The 20,029-nt window shown below is 66.3% G+C and carries 15 protein-coding genes, 1 pseudogene and 1 riboswitch; of the genes and pseudogenes, 5 read left to right on the forward strand and 11 right to left on the reverse strand.

What is annotated here, in order from left to right:
• Window positions 1-330: pseudogene (locus GJ695_RS26770) on the reverse strand (sulfite exporter TauE/SafE family protein); the annotation flags it as partial.
• A 77-nt stretch (window positions 331-407) separates the two neighbouring features.
• On the opposite strand from GJ695_RS26770, the gene GJ695_RS26775 reads away from it, so the two are divergent.
• Window positions 408-1,307: a LysR family transcriptional regulator gene (locus tag GJ695_RS26775; protein WP_154370167.1), complete on the forward strand. Its 900-nt coding sequence runs from the start codon at window positions 408-410 to the stop codon at window positions 1,305-1,307.
• Here the strand turns inward: GJ695_RS26775 and GJ695_RS26780 are convergent.
• The 3 genes from GJ695_RS26780 to GJ695_RS26790 form a co-directional block, all read right to left on the reverse strand.
• Entirely contained in the window at window positions 1,304-3,172 is a 1,869-nt protein-coding gene (locus GJ695_RS26780) for a flagellar assembly protein A (protein WP_371866611.1), read from the reverse strand. The genes GJ695_RS26775 and GJ695_RS26780 overlap by 4 nt on opposite strands.
• A gap of 99 nt (window positions 3,173-3,271) precedes the next feature.
• Window positions 3,272-5,065: a flagellar assembly protein A gene (locus GJ695_RS26785; RefSeq protein WP_229260365.1), complete on the reverse strand. Its 1,794-nt coding sequence runs from the start codon at window positions 5,063-5,065 to the stop codon at window positions 3,272-3,274.
• A gap of 303 nt (window positions 5,066-5,368) precedes the next feature.
• Window positions 5,369-5,710 carry a hypothetical protein gene (locus GJ695_RS26790; protein WP_371866612.1) on the reverse strand — a complete coding sequence of 114 codons (342 nt, stop codon included), beginning with the start codon at window positions 5,708-5,710 and terminating at the stop codon, window positions 5,369-5,371.
• 236 nt (window positions 5,711-5,946) lie between these two features.
• On the opposite strand from GJ695_RS26790, the gene ompR reads away from it, so the two are divergent.
• From ompR to GJ695_RS26805, 3 genes are read left to right on the forward strand one after another with little or no spacing between them, the layout of a single operon-like run.
• Window positions 5,947-6,714: an osmolarity response regulator transcription factor OmpR gene (ompR, locus tag GJ695_RS26795; RefSeq protein WP_154361205.1), complete on the forward strand. Its 768-nt coding sequence runs from the start codon at window positions 5,947-5,949 to the stop codon at window positions 6,712-6,714.
• 13 nt (window positions 6,715-6,727) lie between these two features.
• Window positions 6,728-8,095, forward strand: a complete 1,368-nt coding sequence (locus GJ695_RS26800; RefSeq protein WP_154370169.1) for an ATP-binding protein — start codon at window positions 6,728-6,730, stop codon at window positions 8,093-8,095.
• Window positions 8,095-8,865 (forward strand): hypothetical protein, encoded by a 771-nt coding sequence (locus GJ695_RS26805; RefSeq protein ID WP_154370170.1) that lies wholly within the window; start codon window positions 8,095-8,097, stop codon window positions 8,863-8,865. The genes GJ695_RS26800 and GJ695_RS26805 overlap by 1 nt, the downstream gene beginning before the upstream one ends.
• Here GJ695_RS26805 and GJ695_RS26810 read toward each other — a convergent pair.
• Entirely contained in the window at window positions 8,837-9,337 is a 501-nt protein-coding gene (locus GJ695_RS26810) for an Imm26 family immunity protein (RefSeq protein ID WP_154370171.1), read from the reverse strand. The genes GJ695_RS26805 and GJ695_RS26810 overlap by 29 nt on opposite strands.
• 113 nt (window positions 9,338-9,450) lie before the next feature.
• Window positions 9,451-9,550: riboswitch (TPP riboswitch) on the forward strand.
• Window positions 9,551-9,606: 56 nt separating this feature from the next.
• Between GJ695_RS26810 and GJ695_RS26815 the strand changes: the two genes are divergently transcribed.
• A complete protein-coding gene (locus GJ695_RS26815; RefSeq protein WP_154370172.1) occupies window positions 9,607-11,739 on the forward strand; it encodes a TonB-dependent siderophore receptor in 2,133 nt (710 codons plus the stop codon).
• Here GJ695_RS26815 and GJ695_RS26820 read toward each other — a convergent pair.
• Genes GJ695_RS26820 through GJ695_RS26845 form a run of 6 tightly spaced genes read right to left on the reverse strand, consistent with a single transcriptional unit; the run spans window position 11,736 to window position 20,016 of the window.
• Window positions 11,736-12,455, reverse strand: coding sequence for a hypothetical protein (locus GJ695_RS26820; protein WP_154370173.1), 720 nt, complete (start codon window positions 12,453-12,455; stop codon window positions 11,736-11,738). The genes GJ695_RS26815 and GJ695_RS26820 overlap by 4 nt on opposite strands.
• A complete protein-coding gene (locus tag GJ695_RS26825; RefSeq protein ID WP_154370174.1) occupies window positions 12,452-12,964 on the reverse strand; it encodes an AAA family ATPase in 513 nt (170 codons plus the stop codon). The genes GJ695_RS26820 and GJ695_RS26825 overlap by 4 nt, the downstream gene beginning before the upstream one ends.
• Window positions 12,961-13,605, reverse strand: a complete 645-nt coding sequence (pnuC, locus tag GJ695_RS26830) for a nicotinamide riboside transporter PnuC (RefSeq protein WP_371866613.1) — start codon at window positions 13,603-13,605, stop codon at window positions 12,961-12,963. The genes GJ695_RS26825 and pnuC overlap by 4 nt, the downstream gene beginning before the upstream one ends.
• A complete protein-coding gene (locus tag GJ695_RS26835; RefSeq protein WP_166455068.1) occupies window positions 13,602-15,737 on the reverse strand; it encodes a S46 family peptidase in 2,136 nt (711 codons plus the stop codon). Before GJ695_RS26835 ends, pnuC begins: the two co-directional genes overlap by 4 nt.
• Before the next feature lie 32 nt (window positions 15,738-15,769).
• Window positions 15,770-17,446 carry a sensor histidine kinase gene (locus GJ695_RS26840; protein WP_154370175.1) on the reverse strand — a complete coding sequence of 559 codons (1,677 nt, stop codon included), beginning with the start codon at window positions 17,444-17,446 and terminating at the stop codon, window positions 15,770-15,772.
• Window positions 17,443-20,016 (reverse strand): chemotaxis protein CheB, encoded by a 2,574-nt coding sequence (locus GJ695_RS26845; protein WP_154370176.1) that lies wholly within the window; start codon window positions 20,014-20,016, stop codon window positions 17,443-17,445. Before GJ695_RS26845 ends, GJ695_RS26840 begins: the two co-directional genes overlap by 4 nt.
• Between the last annotated feature and the right edge of the window lie 13 nt (window positions 20,017-20,029).

Genomic DNA, 20,029 nt, shown 5'->3' on the forward strand with positions numbered 1-20,029 from the left:
GGTCAGCCCCAGCACGCCGTAGCCCAGCAGCGCCAGCCCGAGCACCGCGCCGCTCCACGCGGCAGCGCCCAGCAGCGGCGCGCAGGCCGTGCCCACGCACACCGCCAGCAGCAGCAGGCGGAAGCGACGCCACAGCGGGTACAGCGCCGGGCCGGCCGCCAGCTGCCATACATTAGTAATTGACGAAGGCACAATCAGCAGCGCGGCGGCTTCCAGCGGCGACATGCGCAGCGTCAGCAGCGCCACCGCCACCGTCGGCAACCCCATGCCCGTCACGCCCTTCACCAGGCCGGCCAGTACGAAAACCGAAGCAATAAATAAAGTATCCATGGACGCCATTGTGCGCCGCCGGCACGGCGCTGAAAATCTGGAATATACTGAGCCAGACTTCGGAAAAACCATAGGCTATGCGCTTCGACCTGACCGACCTGAAACTATTCATCCATATCGCCGACAGCGGCAGCATCACGGCCGGCGCGCAGCTGGCGCACCTGGCGCTGCCCTCGGCCAGCGCCCGCATCCGCGGCATGGAGGAAGCGCTCAACGTGCCGCTGCTGCAGCGCGGCCGGCGCGGCGCCGAACCGACCGAGGCGGGCCGCACGCTGTTGCAGCACGCGCGCGCCATCACGCGGCAGGTGGAAGACATGCACGCCGACCTGGCGCAATTCGCCACCGGCCTCAAAGGCCAGGTGCGGCTGCTGTGCAACACCTCGGCCATGACCGAGTTCCTGCCGGACGCGCTGGCGGCCTTCCTGCAAGCGCATCCGCAGTTGAGCATCAACCTGGAGGAACGCCTGAGCCGCGACATCGTGCAGGCGGTGGCCGACGGTGTCGCCGACATCGGCATCGTCAGCGACGCCAGCGACCACGGCGCGCTGCAAACCTTCCCCTTCCGCGACGATCCGCTGGTGCTGGCCATGGCGCGCAGCCATCCGCTGGCGCAGGCGCTGGGCCACAAGCGCCACATCGCGTTTGGCGACGCGCTGGCGCACGACTTCATCGGCCTGGCCGGTGACAGCGCGCTGCAGCAGTACGCCGCCGGGCAGGCGGCGAGGCTGGGCCGGCGCATGCATTGCAAGATAAGGCTGCGCAGCTTCGAGGCCATCTGCCGCATGGCCGCCAGCGGCGCCGGACTGGCGCTGCTGCCCGCAACAGCGGCGCGACGCGTCAGCGAAGACCTGCGCGTGGTGAAGTTGAGCGACGACTGGGCCGACCGCAAGCTGCTGATCTGCGTGCGCGACGAAGCCGCCCTGCCCGGCTACGCGCGCGAACTGGTGGCGGCGCTGCGCCAGCCGTCCGCAGCCTAGTCGGCGGTGTACGGCGCCCAGTTGATCGGCGCCACGTGGCCGGAGTGCAGCACCGTCATGCCTTGCGCGGCGGTGCGCACCTTGGCCTTGACCTCCTTGGCCGGACGATCGTAAGGCGGCGGCTCGCCGGGCACGAAGGTCATGGTCCGCAGCAGCACGTCGCCGGTCAGCAGTTCGACCGTGCAGCGCGAGCCGCGTATCAGGGCCGACTTCTGCCTCTGCACCTGATCGACCTCGCCCTGCGCCTGCTCCTGCTGCACCTGCGCCGCCTTCATCGCCAGCGAAATCTTGGCCACCTGGCGCAGCGACGGGCCGACCGCCTCCGCCATCTTCTGAAACAACGGCAGCTGCTCCGGCGTCAGCACCACCTCGCGCTTGCGCACGCGGGTGGCCAGCGTCAGGTAGTTGCGGACTTCGGTCTGGCTGGTGATGGCGTCCATCTCGGCCTTGCGTTCATCGGCTTCGCGCGCCGCATGCTGCACCTTCGGTTGCAGCTCGGCGATCTTCTTGTCGAACCTGGCGGTGTCCGGCACCAGCGCGTACAGCAGCATTTCGCTCTGCTTGCGCGGCCCGGCGTGGACGATCTCGATCTTGCGGGCGGCGATGGCGCAGCCTTCGGCCACCTTGATCACCACCTCGTCGGCGATGATCTCGCAATTGCTGGCCTCCCCGATCACCACCCGGCTGCCGGTGATGATGCAGCTTTCGGCGCGCGCCAGCGCCACCTCGCCGCGTTTGGTCTGCAACACCGCGCCCGAGGCCACGCCCTTGACGCGGATGCCGCCGTCGGCGTTGGTGACGGTGCCGCCCATCAGGTTCTTGCTCAACGTGACGTCGCCGCCGCGCGAGGCGATGTTGCCGAACACGTCGCCGTGGATGGTGATGTTGCCGCCTTCGACCGAGCGCTGTTCCTGCACGTCGCCGAATTCCTCGTACTCGCCGGTCAGTTGCAGGTTGCCGGTGGTGCGCGCGCTGACGCCTTCGCGGCTGATGATCTTGGGACCGATCGACAGCCGCTTGCTGCCCGGGTCCACGCTGAGGAAGCCCTCCACCGCCGACACCAGGAATTCGCCGCCGCGCAGGTTCTCGATCACCGTGCCGTCGCCGGCCACGCTGGCCAGCTCGATATCGCGCGGCAGCGGCGGGTCCAGCACCAGGCCGGAAAGCTCGAAACCGCGCACGCCCGGCGCGCGCGGCACCTTGCGCAGCAGCTTGACGTGCGGCTTCACCTGCGGAAAACGGTTCTGGAAGCTTTGCAGGTCCAGCCGGCCGTCGCCCATGTCCTTGGGCGCGTTGCTGCGGTGGATATCCTGCGACACTTCAACGATGGCGGCGTCCTTGCCCGGCACCGCATTCAGGCGGCGGGCCACCACGATGCGCGCCAGCCGCCCGGTGGCGATGACGTCGCGCACCGCCGGCGCGTCGATGCCGAAGCGGATGCCCTTGACCCACATGTCGGCCACGAATTCGTCGAAGTTCAGGCGCGCCGGCTGCGGCGGCATGTCCGGCACATCGAAGAACACCGGCTCGAAATAGTATTCGGCCTCGCCGTTGATGACCTTGACCGTCTTGTACAGGGTGCGGCGCGGCGCGTGGAACGGCTCGATGCTGTCGGCAAAGCGCAGCAGCGGCTTGTCGCGCAGGCTGTCCGGCAGGTCCGGGCCGACGTTGTACAGCATCTTGCTGAACACCGCGTAATCGAGGCCGGCGAAATAGGCGCTGCTCATGAAGACCTGGCTGACCGCCGACAGGCTCGCCGCTGCCGACGCATCGGCCTTGAAATAGACGCCGTCGGCGCGCTTGACGATCGCTGCAGGGAGATCGCCTTCCGCAGTTGGTTCCAGCGCCGTAGCGTCGTCTGACACAGTTGAATCCCCAGGAAGATGTACGTCGGACCGCGCGGCCCTTCACTTTTTGATGTTAGCCCAAGATTAGCATGTTACGCCGGGCTAGCGCCAGCCGCTTCAAGGAGAAACCGGCCGCTGGCGCGAATTCAGGTGCCAGTCGAGCGAGCCGCCGCTGTCGGCAAACAGCAACTCGCCGCCGACCGGCGTGCCGCGCAGGCGCTGCTTCAGATCCTTGGGCGGCAGCTGCCGCAGCGCCGCGGTGTCGCCGCCGAACGGCATGGTGCGCACCATGGTCTCGCCGCTGGCCATGTGCAGGCCGCAGCGGGCGATGCCGGCCGCCTCCACCTTCTGTTCGATCACGCGCGCCAGCCGCTCGCTCAGCAGCTTGTGCTGGGTCATGCCGACCTGCAGCTCCAGCTTGTGCTTCTGCAGCGCCTTCATCTCCTCGTCAACCGCGCCGGCGATTTTGCGCAGGAACTGGCCCTGCTCCGGCGTCAGCACCAGTTCCTGGGTGCGCAGCTTGGCCGCCAGCGCCAGGTAGCGGCGCACGTCCGGCAGCGCCGAGATGCGCTCGACCTCCTGCTGGTTGGCCTCGTTGGCCAGGGCGAAGCCGGCCACCCGCGTTTCCAGTTCGGCGATCTCCTGGTCGAAGTGCGTCACGTCCTTGACCAGGACATAGATGAGCATCTCGGTGCGGCGGCGTGGTCCGGCGCTTTCCACTTCGACGTTGCGGCCGGCCACGGCGCAGCCTTCGGCCACCGACAGCAGCACCACGTCGCCGATGATCTCGCAGTTGGACGCCTCCTCCACCGTCACGTTGACGCCGGAAATGACGCAGTTCTCGGCGCGCTGGATGGTGACGGCGCCGTTGGCCGCGTAGATCACCGCGTTGGACGCCACGCCGGCGATGGTGATGCTGCCGGCCGCGTTGTGCACGCTGCCGCTGACCAGGTTCTGGTCCAGCACCACGGTGCCGCCGCGCGAATGGATATTGCCGTAGACGTTGCCGTGCACCGTGATGTCGGTGCCGGTGACGTCGCGCTGCTCCTGCACGTCGCCGTATTCCTCGTAGGCGCCGGCCAGTTGCAGATTGCCGGTGGTGCGCCCGCTGACGCCTTCCAGGCTGACGATTTTATCGGTGATGGAGATGCGGTTGGATTTCGCGTCCACGCTGAGAAAACCTTCGCGGGTGGACACCAGGTACTCGCCGTCCTCGAACATGCGGGCCTCTGTGCCTTCGCCGGCGAAAAAGCGCAGCGTCAGATCCTTGGGCGGCGCCGGCTCGGTCTTGCGGCCGGCCAGGTCGAAGCCCGGCAGTCCCGGCTCGCTCGGCAGCTTTTTCAGCAGCCGCATATCGGCCTTGATCTGCGGGAAGCGGTTCTGGAAGCTTTGCAGGTCGATGCGGCCGTCGGCGCGCGCCTTGGGCGCGTCGCTGCGGTGCAGGTCGGAGGAAATCTCGACCACGGTGGCGTCCTTGCCCGGCTCCGGCTCGAGGTCGGTGGCGAAGGTGATGCGGTCGGCCTTGGGCGAGGCCATGGCCGCCTTCACCGCCGCCACGTCGATGCCGAACTGGATGCCCTTGTTCCACATGTCGGCGATGAATTCATCGATGTCGAGCTGCACCGGGCGTTCCGGAATCACGGTGCCGTCGGGCAGCGTCTCCTCGTCGAGGAACAGCGGCTGGAAGGTGTATTCGGCGTAGGACAGGCTGACCTTGGGACTCTTGTAGAGCGCCAGGCGGCCGCCGTCGAACACGCGCACCGCGTCGGCCAGGCGCAACGCCTGCAGCGTGCCGCTGTCCGGGCCGATGTCGTACAGCGCCTTCATCAGCGCGGCATAATCCAGCCCGGCCAGATACCAGCCGGAGCGGAACACGTGCGCCACCGCCGCCGTCAGCGCCGGCTTGGGCATCCCCAGATCGATATAAATTCCGTCCGCGCGCTTCACCAAACCTATAGGCAAGCCAGGACCGGAAGCTTGTGGCTCCTGGCCGTCGGCTGGCGCTGCGGATGCAACGTCTTGAACCACGGTCTTCCTCCAAACGGCACGCAGTCAGCCGGGAGGCATTGCGTGTAATTAATTAATCTTACACGCACACCATGGGAAAGATAGTGGAAATGCTGCTGGAAACGCTGCGACTGTGAGGATATTGATACAAATCAATAATAGACAAATAATAAACGTAACGTTTAATTATCGTTAGTTGCCGTAGAATTAACGGCGCGGCGGGTTGGCGTACAGATCCTGGCTCACTTCGTTGATCTGGCGGCGCAGGTCGCGGCGCTCGTCCGGCGTCATGCGGCCGACGCGGCGGCTCATCTCGGCGTTGCGGCTGGCATCCTGCATGGCGCGGCGCTGCTCCTCGGCGCGCGCCTCGTAGCTGCGCGGATCGAGCTGGCGCGCATCGCCGGGGCGCGGCTGGTCGCCGCGCGGCGCGTTCTGCTGTTGCGGCTGCTGTTGGTGCTGCGGTTGGTCGCGGCGCGGACCGTTGGGACCATCGGGATCGGCATGCGCCAGGCCGGCGGCCAGCAGGCCGCACAGCAATGCGGAAGCCACGGAGGATCGAACGCAAAAAGATGCGCTAGCTGCCGCGAATTTTCTTTTGTGATCGATGAACATGGCGTTCCCTGAAAAGCTGAATCTATGGCCGCAGTGTATGATGCTTTGACTGAGGGGGTAAGGCTAAATGGGTAAAGTTTGTAATAATTTGTAATGGGTCGTCCCGCACGCGTTTTCGCTGGACGAATATGACGTTACCATAGCAACATGAATAAGACAAATCTGGCAGCCAAATGACTACAACAACGACTGAATCCGGCAACAACGCCGCCGCCGGCCAAGGCCACGCGGCCAAGATCATGGTCGTCGACGATGACGTGCGACTGCGCGACCTGTTGCGCCGCTACCTGACGGAGCAAGGCTTCAACGTCTTCACCGCCGAAAGCGCGACCGCCATGAACAAGCTGTGGCTGCGCGAGCGCTACGACCTGCTGGTGCTGGACCTGATGCTGCCCGGCGAGGACGGCCTGTCGATCTGCCGCCGCCTGCGCGGCGCCGGCGACCAGACGCCGATCATCATGCTGACCGCCAAGGGCGAGGACGTGGACCGCATCGTCGGCCTGGAAATGGGCGCCGACGACTACCTGCCCAAGCCATTCAATCCGCGCGAACTGGTGGCCCGCATCGGCGCCGTGCTGCGCCGCCGCGGCCCGGACGAAATTCCCGGCGCGCCGTCGGAAACCCCGCAGACCTTCGAGTTCGGCCAGTTCGTGCTGGACCTGGGCACGCGCACGCTGAAGAAGAACGGCGAGACCGTGCCGCTGACCACCGGCGAGTTCTCGGTGCTGAAGGTGTTCGCCCGCCACGCGCGCCAGCCGCTGTCGCGCGAAAAGCTGATGGAACTGGCGCGCGGCCGCGAATACGAAGTGTTCGACCGCAGCCTGGATGTGCAGATCTCGCGCCTGCGCAAGCTGATCGAGCCGGACCCTTCGAGCCCGCTGTACATCCAGACCGTGTGGGGCCTGGGCTACGTCTTCATCCCGGAGGGACAGCCACGTTAATCCGTGGACGCCTATGAAGTTGCCGTCGAAGTTACCCTTTGGCCTGCGCCTGGCCAGCCTGAAAAGCGGCTTGTTCTGGCGCACCTTCTTCCTGCTCGGCGCCCTCACCACCACCAGCATGACGGCATGGGTCGGCATGATCAGCGTGGTGCAGCACGAGCCGCAGGTGCAGCAGATTTCCGCCCAGGTGATCTCGGTGGTCACCATCACCCACGCCGCCCTCACCCACGCCGCGCCGGAACTGCGGCGCGAGCTGCTGTTCGACCTGGTGGCCAATGAAGGCATCCGCGTGTTCACGCTGGAGGAGGACGACCAGGTCGCGCCGCCGGCCGACAACGCGCTGATGCCCGACATCGAAAAGCTGGTCAAGGCCAAGCTGGGCGCCGACACCCGCTTCTCGTCCAAGGTCAACGGCGTATCCGGCTTCTGGGTCAGCTTCAAGATCGACGACGACCTGTACTGGCTGATGCTGGAGCGCGAACGCATCCGCGGCCTGACCGGCATCCAGTGGCTGGGCTGGGCCAGCGTGGTGTCGGTGGTGTCGCTGCTGGGCGCCGCCTTCATCTCCAGCCTGATCAACCTGCCGCTGCGCCGCCTGACCCAGGCCACGCGCGACTTCGCCCAGGGCAAGCGCCCGGCGCCGTTGCCGGAACGCGGGCCGATCGAAATCATGGAGGCCAACCGCAGCTTCAACCAGATGGTCGACGACCTGCAGCAGGTGGAATCGGACCGCGCCGTGATCCTGGCCGGCATCTCGCATGACCTGCGCACGCCGCTGGCGCGCATGCAGCTGGAAGTGGAAATGGCCAATCTGTCGCAGGAGGCGCGCGAGGGCATGCAGTCCGACATTGGCCAGATGGACGCCATCATCGGCCAGTTCCTCGACTACGCCAAGCCAACCGAGTCGTCCAGCTTCGTCAACGTCGACATCAGCGAGCTGCTGACCGACACCGCGCACGAAGTCTCGCGCCTGCCCGACATCCGCATCAATACCGACATCGCGCCCGGCGCGCACGTGATGGGCAACGCCACCGACATCAAGCGCGTGATCAACAACCTGATCGAAAACGCCCGCCGCTACGGCAAGAGCGCCGACAGCGACCACACCGAGATCGACATCAAGTGCAGCGTGAAAGGCATGCACGCCTCCAAGCGTGTGGTCATCGAGGTGCAGGACCACGGCCCCGGCGTGCCGGAAGAACAGATCGAACAGCTGCTCAAGCCCTTCACCCGGCTTGACGCCGCGCGCGGCCAGGCCAACGGCGCCGGCCTCGGACTGGCGATCGTCGACCGCGTGATCACGCGCCATGGCGCCGAGCTGCTGGTGCGCAACCGCGAAGGCGGCGGCCTGCAGATCCAGATCGTGATGAAGGCCTTGTGATGCGGCGCGCCGTTCTTTGCGCCGCGCTGCTTGCGGCAGGCGTGGCCGGCGCGGCATTTGCGGCCGGACTGGCATACGCGGCGACCGGCGCGGCCCGGGCGGCGACTGGCGCAACACGCACCAGCACGCCGGCACAGGCGCCGATGCAGGAGCGCGAGCCGACCGACGAGGAACGCAGCTCGTTCAACGACTACTACCGCGAACAGGTGCCGGCGCAGGTCAGCGGCGGCCCGTCGCTGTTCGCGCCGGCCTTCGACATCCAGCGCCGGCGCGGCGAACCGTGGCGCGTGCTGGCGCGCGTCGATTCCTCGCCGCGCCACTACACGGCGGAGCTGTGCCGCCAGGTCCGCACCAGCTACATTTACGACGCCAGGGCGTCCAAAGGCGAACGCTGGACACCCTCGGCCGCCGCGCCGGAATGGCAGGTCTGGCTGGCGACGCCGAAAGTGATCTGCACCGCCGCGCAGTACACGGTACAGATGCACCCCGCCGTCCACGCAGACGACGTCACCGCCCTGCTGCGCCAGCACAAGGAACTGCTGGCGCGCGCACGGCTGCTGTTCGCGGGGAACTCGAGCTGTGCGCGTCAGCGCGCGCTGACGTTCCGCCTCAGCGCCATCGAACCGGCGCCGCCGGCCAATGGCGCGCCGGTCATGCTCGGCCTGGTGTTCGACAGCGACCGCGACACGCGCGTGCGCGTCGGCGTGCGCAAGAGCCGCGGCGAATACGTGGCCTGGAGCGTCAACTGCTCTGCTGATGCTGCCGGTTGATCGGATGCTCCGGCGGTTCCAGCAGCTTGGTCATCAATAGCTCGACCGAGCCATAGCCGTACAGCGAGTCCGCCTCCAGCCCCTGCGTTTCATACGGCACGGATTCCTCGCGCTCCGAGCGGCTCGGATCGGCGTCGGCATAGGTCACGCGCCAGGCGCGCTTGAGCGTGTCGGCGCGGCGCAGGAACTGCGGCACCGGCCACATGGCGGGATTCCACACGGCGATGTCGCCCAGCACGCGCCAGTGGCCGCTGGCCAGCGCCATGTCGCCGCAACGCAGCACCTTGACCGCATCCTGCGGCTGCAAGGTATTCAACTGCTCCAGCGTGGGAAAGCCCGGCAGCTTGGGACCGAACAGATACGCCAGCATGATCTTGCTCCCTGGCGACAGCCGCGCCACCAGCCCCCAACCGTAGCCGCCGTCCAGCAACGGCACGGCAAACCAGCTTCCCTCTTGATACGACTGCTTCATTCAAACCCCTTCAACCACCGCCCAGCGGCGCAAGTCGGAAGTGTAGCGACGCCGCGCAAAACACGGCGCACGGCATCGCCGCAACGGAAGCGCATGACATCTGTGTTACACTGCGGCTTCGCTAGGGGTCCTGGGAACGTCGTTTCCGGGTGAGAGATACCCTTCGTACCTGATCTGGATAATGCCAGCGAAGGAAAGCGCAAAAGTGGTTCTCCCCTCCTTTGATGGCTCTCTTCGCCGGCTCCCAGCCGAACAAGTAGAGAGCAGATATGTCCACACCAAACTTTGCAGTGTCCGCCATCGCGTTGGCGGTTTTACAGATGACTTCCGGCGCCGTGCGCGCCGAAGATCCCGACCAGGCCATGCAGGAAGTCGTCGTCAACGGCGTCAAGGTGCGCGCCGCCTCGGCCTCCGTCGCCGGCTTCGGCAGCGCGCCGCTGCTGGAAACGCCGGCCTCGGTCAGCGTGCTGACCTCGCAGCAGATGCTGGATCTGCAAATCCGCTCCACCACCGACGCCGCCAAGTTCGACGCCAGCCTGAGCGACTCGTACAACGCGGTCGGCTACGCCGAGCAGTTCTCCATCCGCGGCTTCAAGCTGGACAACGAATCAAGCTACCGCAAGGACGGCATGGCGATCACCGGCGATACCCAGATCCCGCTGGAGAACAAGGAACGCCTGGAAGTGCTCAAAGGCCTGTCCGGCCTGCAGGCCGGCGTCTCCGCGCCGGGAGGCATCGTCAACTACGTCACCAAGCGCCCGACCGATACGCCGCTGCGCACCGTGGTGCTGGAAGAGCGCGAGCGCGGCAACCTGTACGGCGCGGTCGACCTCGGCGGCCGCTTCGACAACACCGACTTCGGCTACCGCATCAACGCCGCCGCCGAGCGCCTGCGTTCCTACATCAAGGGCGCCGACGGCAACCGCAAGTTCGTCTCGGCCGCCTTCGACTGGCGCATCTCGCCGCAGGCGCTGCTGCAGATCGACGCCGACTACCAGCGCAAGTCGCAGGTCACGGCGCCGGGCTACCAGTTGCTCAACAACGCCACGCTGCCGAACGTGCCGGCCGACCAGCTGCTCAACGATCAGCCGTGGAGCCGTCCGGTGGAAACCACCAGCAGCAACGTCGGCGCGCGCTTCGAATACAAGTTCTCGCCGGAGTGGAACGCCACGATCAGCGCCAACCAGCACAACTTCAAGCGCGACGACTACACCGCCTTCCCTTACGGCTGCGGCGCACAGGACCTGTATCCCGGCTTCTGCGGCAATGGCGACTACGACGTCTACAACTACATCAGCCTGGGCGAGAAAAAATCGCCGCTGACGGCGCAGGCGCTGCTGCAAGGCCGCTTCGCCACCGGCGCGCTGACGCACGAATTCACCGGCGGCGCATCGTTCTTCAAGAACAGCGAAAAATGGGGCGACTACCTGTACGACCTGTCCGGCACCAGCAACATCTACCATCCGGTGGTGGTGGCGCCGGCGTCCGGCAGCAGCGGCGCCGTGTCGGAACGCCGCCGCGACAACGAGCGCGCGCTGTTCGCGCAGGACATCCTCGGCCTGACCGAACAACTGAAGCTGCACGCCGGCGCACGCTACGTCAAGCTGAAACGTGACGAATACGTCGGTCTCGACGACGATGGCGCCGTGCTGCCGTATGCGCACACCGACATCGGCTTCTGGCTGCCGAACGTGGCGCTGGTGTACAAGGTGCGTCCGAACGTGTCGACCTACGTGTCGTACTCGCAGGGCCTGGAGCATGGCGGCGTGGCGCCGATGGGCACCGCCAACGAGCACCGCGCGCTGGACCCGAGCAAGTCGAAACAGGTGGAGGTGGGCATCAAGGCCGACATTCGCCAGGACCTGAGCGCATCCGTGTCGCTGTTCCAGATCCGCAAAGGCCTGGAATACACCGACGCCGCAAAAACCTACGTGCGCAACGGCGAAGCCCAGAACCGCGGCCTGGAGATGGCGCTGGCCGGCCGCGCCACGCGCGAGCTGACGGTGGGCGTCTCGGCCACCGCGCTGAACACGCAGCAAAGCGGCACCGGCTCGGCGGACCTGGACGGCAAGCGCGTGACCGACGTCGCCGCCTTCAAATCCTCGGTGTATGCGGACTACGCGCTGCCGCAGGTGCAGGGTCTGAGCGTGGGCGCCAACTGGCAGTACTCGGGCAAGAAGGCCTTCGACGCCGCCAACACGGTGTTCGTGCCGTCCTACCACGTGGTGAACCTGACCGCGTCGTACGCCACCCGCCTCGGCAACGTCGGCACCACCTTCCGCGCCGGCATCGACAACGCCTTCGACAAGTTCTACTGGCGCGACGTCACGCCGGACCTGGGCGGCTACCTGATGCCGGGCGCCTCGCGCACCTTCCGCGTGTCGGCCACCTTCGATCTTTAAAAGATCAGCTGCGCGCGCATCGAAAAGCTCTTCGCTGCGCGCGCCGCATTCCTGCCGATCAGGTAGGCGAATTCATACTTCAATTCCTGCCGCCCGATGTCGGTGTGACCGCCGACCATCGGCCCGGCGCGGTGCGACTGCTGCTTGTACGGCGACCAGTCGTTCCACTTCCCCACCTCACCGAAGGCCTGCACGCCGGGCTGGAACCACGGCTTCCAGTTGTGCTTCACCTGCAACTGGTAAGTCAGCTCGGTCGGATTCGGTCCGGAGACGGTGCGGTAATCGCGCTGGAAGAACAGATTGGCGTTGAACTGGGTGCGGCCGATTTCCGTTTGCAGCACCGGCCCCCACTCCAGCATGTAGCCGTTGTCGCGGTCGTGCGAGCGCTCCACCTTGGTGTGCAGCGCCAGGTCGAAATCGTACTGGCCCTGGGTCAGCATGTAGTCGTTCTGCCAGGCGGTGGCGGTGCGTTGCGTGCCACCGCCGTTGCGCGTGAACCACTCCTCGTAGATCTCGGTGTACCAGCGCGACGTGACGCCGTAGCCGACGCCGATTTCCGGCGACGCCGTGGTGCGGCCGCTGTATTGGGCGTGCCAGTATTTGTAGTCAATGGAAGTCTGGCCTTCCACGTCGTAGGTGGAGACCAGATAATAGCCGGTATCGGCCAGCGCCAGCGGAGTAACCAATATCGATAACGCCGCCAACCGCTTGATCATAAATACCCTGAGGCCTGTGAGATGCGTTGATCGGGATCGCCCGATATCAGCAGATAGGGTATCCCACGCGCCGCCAGTTCGTCCAGCAGCAAGCGGTTGACGATGACGCTGACTTCCTCGTTCTCGCGCTGCAAGCCGTCGGCCACCCAGGGGATGTCGGGCGCCGTCACCAGCGTCAGGGCGTAATCGCGCTGGTGCGCGTCCGCCAGCACGGCCAGTTCAGCGTCGATGCCGCCGAAATAATGGCGGCTGTAGACCGCCGTCATCAGCGGCGTAGTGTCGCAAAAAAGATACTTTCCAGCCTGCGGCGCGGCGGCGTCCTCGCGTGCGCGCTGCGTGCGGGCGATGTGGATCTGGTCGGCCGCCACCGGCACGCGACCTTCCGCATCGACGAATTCGCGCAGATACTCCGGCACCCACACGGTGCCGTAGCGTTCCGCCAGCGCCTCGGCCAGCGTGGTCTTGCCGGACGACGCGGTGCCGAGAATGGCGATGCGCCGCGGCGTCATTCCATCGCCAGCCGGCGGCCGCCGGCGTGGCTGTCGCCGCTCCAGGCGCGCAGGCCGATGACCGCCATGCCGACGAAGATGGCGTACAAAATCGCCGTCAGCATCAGGTGCTTGTGCAGGTACAGCGCCACGTACAGCACGTCGACGATGATCCACACGTGCCAGTTCTCGATCTTCTTGCGCGACAGCAGCAGCTGGCCGACCAGCGAACCGGCGGTCAGGAAGCCGTCCGAATTCGGCACGTCGGTGTCGGTATAGGACTTGAGGAACCACGCCAGCAGCGCGAAGCCCACCAGCCAGACGCCGGCGGCGGCCCAGCGGCCGCGCGCGTCAAGCGACGTCACCGGCAGCCTGGCGTGGCTGTCGTCGCCGTGCAGCCACTGATACCAGCCGAAGATCGACACCGCGATGAACACCAGCTGCAGGCCCATGTCGCCGTACAGGCGCGAACCATAGAACACCAGGCCGTAGGTCGCCGACGAGATGATGGCGAACAGCCAGCCCCAATGGCTCTGGCGGATGTTCAGCCACACCGTGGCCACCGACAGCAGGAACGACAGCAGCTCCAGCGGGGTCGTGGCAAATACTGCCAGGTGCAGCGGCATATTCGCGTAACCCAGCAGGAGCGTCAGTGCGTTCATTTTTTAGGATATTTGATGGTCATTTCTTTGAGCACGTTGTCGGCGTGATCCACTTCCGACATCACCCACAGCATATACCGGATATCCAGGTGGATGGCGCGGGTGATGTCGGTGTCGAAGTACCAGTCCTTGGTGATCGACTCGTAGGTCGAATCGAAGTTCAGGCCTATCAGCTCGCCGTTCTTGTTCATCACCGCCGAACCGGAGTTGCCACCGGTGGTGTCGGCGCTGGTCAGGAAGTCGACCGGCACGGTGCCCAGCACCGGATCCTTGAACTGGCCGTAGCGCTTGGCCTTGATCGCATCGAGCAGCTTGGCCGGCGCGTTGAACGGCTCCTTGCCGGTGTTCTTCTCGACGATGCCCTCGATGGTGGTGAACGGGCCCTTGGTGATGCCGTCCTTCGGCGAGTATGGCGACACGGTGCCGTAGGTCACGCGCAGCGTCGAATTCGCGTCAGGATAGACCGGCTTGCCCTGCGATTTCTTGAACGCGATCACGGCCGCCATGTATTGCGGGATCACGCGTTCCAGGTTGCCGTCCAGTTCCTTGCGCCGTTCCTTCAGCGATTGCGACACGCCGTCGATCTTCACCGCCAGCTTGATGAAGGCGTCGTCCGACACGGCCACGCTGGCGGCGTCCTTGCCCACCCACGCCAGGCGCTTGGCGGTGTCGCCCAGTTGCGATTGCGCGTACAGCGCCGGCACCGCGTCCACCGGCGGCAGCAGCGCGTCCAGGCCCGTCACGTGCATCGACTTCGGCAGCGCGGCGTAGCGTTGCAGCGCGGCGGTGAAGCGCGCCTGGTCGACGCTGCCCACATACGACTGCTCCAGGCGGTTCAGACGCGCCTTGATGAAGCCCAGGTCGCGCTGCTGGTAGCCCAGTTCACGCTCGGCATCCGGCTTGGCGCTTTCCTGCGCCAGGCGGTACAGCGTAGTACCGGACTTCAGCAGGTCGCTGGTGATGGCGACGCTGTGGCCGAATTCCTCGTCGCTCAGCGCGATGTCGGCGGCGATCAGGCTGTCCAGCTCCGTCAGCATGGTCTTCGACACGCCAGGCTGCCTGGCGTACCAGGCGCGGAACTCGGCGTCCTGCACGTCCTTGATGGCGGCGATGTCCTTGCGCGCGAAGCCGTCCATCAGGCCGCGCGTTTTCTTCATCACGTTGTTGAGGCTCTTGACCACGCTGGCGTAGCGCACCGCGTTGCCTTCGTTGTCCTTGGTGGCGGCGGCGATCACGTCCAGGTCGGACTGGATCTCCGATGCCTTGGCCGGATAGGCGGCATCGCGCGCATAGCGGATTTCCGACGGCAGCTTGTAGCGGCTGGTGCGGCCAGGGTAGCCGGCCAGCAGCACCGGATCGCCGTTCTTCAGGCCCGCAGCCGACACCACCAGGAAGTCCTTCGAGTGGTAAGGCACGTTGTCCGGCGACGGATCGGCCGGACGGCCATCCTTGCCGACGTAGGCGCGCAGGAACGAGTAGTCGCCCACGTGGCGCGGCCATTCATAGTTGTCGATGTCGCCGCCGAAGTCGCCGATCGCATTGGCCGGCGCGTACACCAGGCGCACGTCGCGTATCATCATCTGGCGGATGCGGTAGTATTCCAGGCCGCGATGGAAGGCCGGCACCGAGCAGCGGTAGCTCTTGTCGCTCTCGCACTCGGCGACCAGCGCCTTGACCGCCTTGTCCACCGCTTCGCTGCGCTGCTTGCCGCTCATGGTCGGCGTGATGTCCTTCAGCACACGGCTGGTGACGTTTTCCACCTTGTCGGTGACGTACACCAGCGTGTTCGGGCCGCCCGCCAGCTCGTCGGCGCGGGTCTTGGCCAGGTAGCCGTTGGCGATGTAATTGTGTTCAGGCGTGGAGTTGCGCTGGATGGCGCCATAGGCGCAGTGGTGATTGGTCACAATCAGGCCGGCATCCGACACGAACGACGCCGAGCAGCCGCCCAGCGACACGATGGCGCTCATCGGGTGCTTGGACAGATCGGCCAGCTTTTCCGCCGGAATGGCGATGCCGATGCGTTTCAGTTCGGATTTCAGTTGCGGCAGCTGGTACGGCTGCCATTGGCCTTCGTCGGCGGATGCGCTTGTGGCGCACAGCAGTGCGGCAGGAATCAGTAAATATTTTAACAAGATATGGCCCCAGATTGAATTCGGCGCCAGTATTATAGATCGAAGCTCAGCGTCAGCCTACAGCCGCCGGCCGGCTGGTTGCAGATATCCAGGCGCCCGCCCACGCCGGCCACCCGCTGCGCCATGCCGATCAGGCCGAAGGCTTCCGGTTCGCCGTGCTGCGCCGCCGGCATGCCGACGCCGTCGTCGGCCACGCTGAGCGCCAGGCGGCCGTCGCGCACCGCCAGGATGATGTCGACCTGGCGCGCATGGGCATGGCGGCGCACATTGCTGAGCGCCTCCTGCAGGCTGCGGAACAGCACGATCTCCATTTCCGGCGACAGCGCCGCCAGCGCGGCCAGCTCCGCCTCGCCGGGCAGCGTCAGCCGGCATCCCAGTCCGCTGCGCTTGCGGAATTCGCCGGCCTGCCACTCCAGCGCCGCCAGCAGGCCGAGGTCCAGCACCGCCGGCCGCAATTCGTTCATGATGCCGCGCACGCTGCGGATGGTGGCGTCCACATTCTCCAGCGCCGCGCTGACGCGCTGGTGCAGGCGCGCATGGCGTTCGCCGGTGCGCGCACTCAGCATCGACAGGTCGATGCGCAGCGCCAGCAGATTCTGTCCCAGTTCGTCATGGATGTCGTGGGCGATGCGCTTGCGCTCTTCCTCCTTGACCGTCGCCAGGTGGTGGGCCAGCTTGTGCAGCTCTTCGCGCGACGCCGTCAGCTCGGCGGTGCGCGCCGCCACCAGCGCATCGAGTTCCTGCGACCAGCGCAGTTGCGCGGCGTCGGACTCGCGCTGCGCCGTCACGTCGGAAAACACGCCGATGAAATGGGTGATGGCGCCCTCGCCGTCGCGGATCACCGTGATCGACATGGCGGCCACGTAGGGCGTGCCGTCGCGGCGGCGGTTGAAGACATCGCCCTGCCAGCGGCCGTCGCGCAGCACCTGCGCCATCGCCGCCGCATGGTAGCCCGGCGGATGCGCGCCAGCGCGGCCGAGGAAACGCGGATTGCGTCCCAGCGCCTCCTCCACCGCGTAGCCGGTCAGCGCGGTGAAGGCGTGGTTGACCGAGACGATGCGCAGCTCGGTGTCGCACACCAGCACCGCCTCGCTGATGCTGCTGAGTACCTGCATGGCGCGCAGCCGTGCGGCGTCGCGCATATTGGCCGTGCCCATGTCGGTCAGGATCATGCGGCAGGTGCGGGTTTGCGTATCCAGGTTGGCTTCGATGCGCAGGCGGCGCGGTTCGCCGCGCGCGGCGTCGCCAGCCGGCTCGAACAGCGGCACCTCGATGGCGGCGCGCTCGCCGCTGTCGAACAGCCGCGCCAGGAAACGGCGCAGCAGCGCCTGCGCCTGCGGCGCCACGAACTGTTCGAAGCGCTTGCCCAGCAGCGCCTCGTGGCCGCACACCAGCAGCTCGCCCGCCGCCGCGTTGGCGCGGGTGATGAAGCCGCTGTCATTCAGCGACAGGTAGCCGGCCGGCGCCTGGTCGTACAGCGCCGCATAGCGCGCATGCAGCAGCGCCGCCTGGTCGCGTTCCTGCTGCAGTTCGGCCAGCGCCTCGTGCTGCAGATCGAGCTCGATCTGGCTGACCTGCAGTTCGTGCCAGTGCTTGAGGTCGTCGCTGCCGGCGTCGGCCGACGGCGGCGCCGGCATCAGCGACGCGGCTTTTTCCGCCGCCGCGCGCAACCGGACCGGATTCAGTTCGGGGCGCGGCGACTTGTTCATGATTGGCCCGGCGCTGCCTGCATGGATCGCAGCTTGGCCTCCAGCAGCTTGGCCTCGCTGATGTTGATGAAGGTGACCACCACGCCGTCGATGACGTTGTCGACCGTCCGGTACGGCATGATGCGCACCGTGTACCAGCCGCCGCTGCGGGTGGGAATCTGGCGTTCGCTGTAGACCAGAGAGCGCAGCACCTCGCGCGCGTCGTCCTCCAGCTCCGGGTATTCCAGCTCGTTGACGATATCGCCCAGCGGCCGCTGGACGTCGCCCGGTATCAGCTTGTAGATCTGAGTGGCGCGGTCGGTGAAGCGGCGGATGTGCAGATCGCTGTCGAGGAAGATGGTGGCCACGTCGGTGCTGTTGAGCAGATTCTTCATGTCGCCGTTGACCAGCGACAGGTCATCCACCTTCGATTGCAGCTCGGCGTTGACGGTGTACAGCTCCTCGTTCAGCGACTGCATCTCTTCCTTGGAGGTGGTCAGCTCCTCGTTGGTCGATTGCAGCTCCTCATTGGTCGACTGCAGCTCTTCGTTGGCCGACTTGAGCTCCTCGCGCGAGGCCTGCATCTCGTTGCGCACCGCCTGGATCTCCAGCCGTGCTTGCGCCAGCTGCTGCTCCAGCTCCAGCAGCAGCGGATTGCGCGAACGCGTGCGGCGGCGCTCGGCCGGTATCGGCGCGCTGGCGAAAGTGACCAGGATGGCGCCGGCCAGCGGACCGGCTTCCGGCATCACCTCGGCCGTCATGTCCAGCGCGGAGGAAGGATTGCCGGCATCGTCGCGCTGGATCAGGCCGCGCACGCTGACAGCCTCCGCTTCCTGCGCCGCCCGCTTGAGCAGCCCGGCCAGCTCGTGGCGCAGGCCCTCGCGCGCCATCGCATGGATATTCCAGTTGGCCTTGCCGGCGGCCGGCTCCAGGTAGGCGCCGGTGCGGCCGTGGATGTACAGGATGTCGCCATGGACGTTGAGCAGCACCGCCGCCGGCGTGTGCTTCTTGAGCAGCTGCTGCTCGACCTGGTTTTGAAGATTACCGTTCATGGATGGGAGATCGGATGCGGTGACGGACGGCGCCGAGCCATTGCTGACCCGCGTCGGAAAATAGCTGGCGACATGGTTGATGGACGCCTCCAGCCGGCGGTACACGCGCGCCGCGCCGTTCATCGGCGCAAACAGCTCAGTGAACTCACCCGGCGTTTCGGCGCTGCCCAGCAGCAGCACGCCATCCGGCTTGAGCGCGTAATGGAACAAGGGGAACAGATCCTGCTGCAGCTTTGACGTAAAGTATATCAGCAGGTTGCGACAGCACAGTAGATCGAGCTTGGTGAACGGCGGATCGGAAATGATGTTCTGGCGCGCGAAGATGATGGTGTTGCGGATGTCCTTGCGGATGCGGTAACCGCCGTTCTCTGTCGCGACGAAATAGCGCCGCAGCCGCTCCTCGCCGACGTCGTCGCGGATGGCGGGACTGAACAGGCCCTGGCGCGCGCGCGCCACCGCATCGTCATCGAGGTCGGTGGCGAAGATCTGCAGGGTGTACTCGGCGGCCGGGCGTAACTGCTCCAGCACTTCGTGGAAGCTGATCGCCAGCGTATAGGCTTCCTCGCCGGTCGAGCAGGCCGGCACCCAGGCCTTGAACGCCGCCCCTTGCGGATGGCGCGCCAGCAGCTGCGGCAGCGCCGTCTCCATCAGGTATTCCCACACCTTGGGACCGCGGAAGAAATTGGTCACGCCGATCAGCAGTTCCTTGAACAGCAGCTCGACTTCGGCCGGATTCTCGCGCAAGTAGTCGACATAGGCCGGCAGTTCGCGGCGCTGGCGCAGCTTCATGCGGCGCTCGATGCGGCGCATCACGGTGCTCAGCTTGTAGTCGGAAAAATTGGCGCCGGTCTGTGTCAGCAGCAGCTGGAACAGCTGCTGCAAGGCGTCGCGCTGCACCGACGACTGGCCCAGCAGGCCGGTGTCGCGCTGCTGCCACCAGTTGCGCACCCGCACCGCCATTTCGCCGGGCGCCGCCACCACGTCGACCACGCCGGCGCCGATGGCGCTGGCCGGCATCGAGTCGAAGCGGGCCGACGCCGGCAGCTGGGCGATGGTCAGGCCGCCGTTTTCGCGGATCGCCTTCAGGCCGCGGGCGCCGTCCGTGCCCATGCCCGAGAGGACGATGCCGACCGCCTGGCCGTGGCCGTATTCGGCCAGCGCGACAAACAGACGGTCAATGGAAAGATGGTCCTTGCGCCGCACCGGCCGCGCCTGCAGCACGAAGCGGCCGTTGTCGATGGCCAGCTGGCGGTCGGGCGGCGCCACGTAGACATGGTCGGCGGCCAGCGCCATGCCGTCCTCGACCTGCGCCACCGGCATCGGCGTCACGCGCTGCAGCAGCTGGGCCAGTATGCCCTTGTGCTGCGGATCGACATGCTGGATCACCACGTAGGCCATGCCGCTGGCGGGCGCCACGCTGGCGAGGAATTCGCAGATCGGTTCGAGGCCGCCGGCGGACGCGCCGATGCCAACCACCGGCACGCCGGCTTCGGCGGACGAGGCGGCGCTGGCGGCGACAACTTGGGCGGGCTTGTTCATCTTGTCAGATTAT

It is taken from the genome of Duganella alba, assembly GCF_009674495.1.
Lineage (GTDB): Bacteria > Pseudomonadota > Gammaproteobacteria > Burkholderiales > Burkholderiaceae_D > Rugamonas > Rugamonas alba.

What these genes read in the sequence shown, in the direction of transcription:
- GJ695_RS26820 (WP_154370173.1), bottom strand. Translation starts at nt 12,455, where the DNA reads ATGATCAAGCGGTTGGCGGCGTTATCGATATTGGTTACTCCGCTGGCG.
- GJ695_RS26825 (WP_154370174.1), bottom strand. Translation starts at nt 12,964, where the DNA reads ATGACGCCGCGGCGCATCGCCATTCTCGGCACCGCGTCGTCCGGCAAG.
- GJ695_RS26845 (WP_154370176.1), bottom strand. Translation starts at nt 20,016, where the DNA reads ATGAACAAGCCCGCCCAAGTTGTCGCCGCCAGCGCCGCCTCGTCCGCC.
- GJ695_RS26775 (WP_154370167.1), top strand. Translation starts at nt 408, where the DNA reads ATGCGCTTCGACCTGACCGACCTGAAACTATTCATCCATATCGCCGAC.
- ompR (WP_154361205.1), top strand. Translation starts at nt 5,947, where the DNA reads ATGACTACAACAACGACTGAATCCGGCAACAACGCCGCCGCCGGCCAA.
- GJ695_RS26815 (WP_154370172.1), top strand. Translation starts at nt 9,607, where the DNA reads ATGTCCACACCAAACTTTGCAGTGTCCGCCATCGCGTTGGCGGTTTTA.
- GJ695_RS26800 (WP_154370169.1), top strand. Translation starts at nt 6,728, where the DNA reads ATGAAGTTGCCGTCGAAGTTACCCTTTGGCCTGCGCCTGGCCAGCCTG.
- GJ695_RS26810 (WP_154370171.1), bottom strand. Translation starts at nt 9,337, where the DNA reads ATGAAGCAGTCGTATCAAGAGGGAAGCTGGTTTGCCGTGCCGTTGCTG.
- GJ695_RS26840 (WP_154370175.1), bottom strand. Translation starts at nt 17,446, where the DNA reads ATGAACAAGTCGCCGCGCCCCGAACTGAATCCGGTCCGGTTGCGCGCG.
- GJ695_RS26785 (WP_229260365.1), bottom strand. Translation starts at nt 5,065, where the DNA reads ATGCCCAAGCCGGCGCTGACGGCGGCGGTGGCGCACGTGTTCCGCTCC.
- pnuC (WP_371866613.1), bottom strand. Translation starts at nt 13,605, where the DNA reads ATGAACGCACTGACGCTCCTGCTGGGTTACGCGAATATGCCGCTGCAC.
- GJ695_RS26805 (WP_154370170.1), top strand. Translation starts at nt 8,095, where the DNA reads ATGCGGCGCGCCGTTCTTTGCGCCGCGCTGCTTGCGGCAGGCGTGGCC.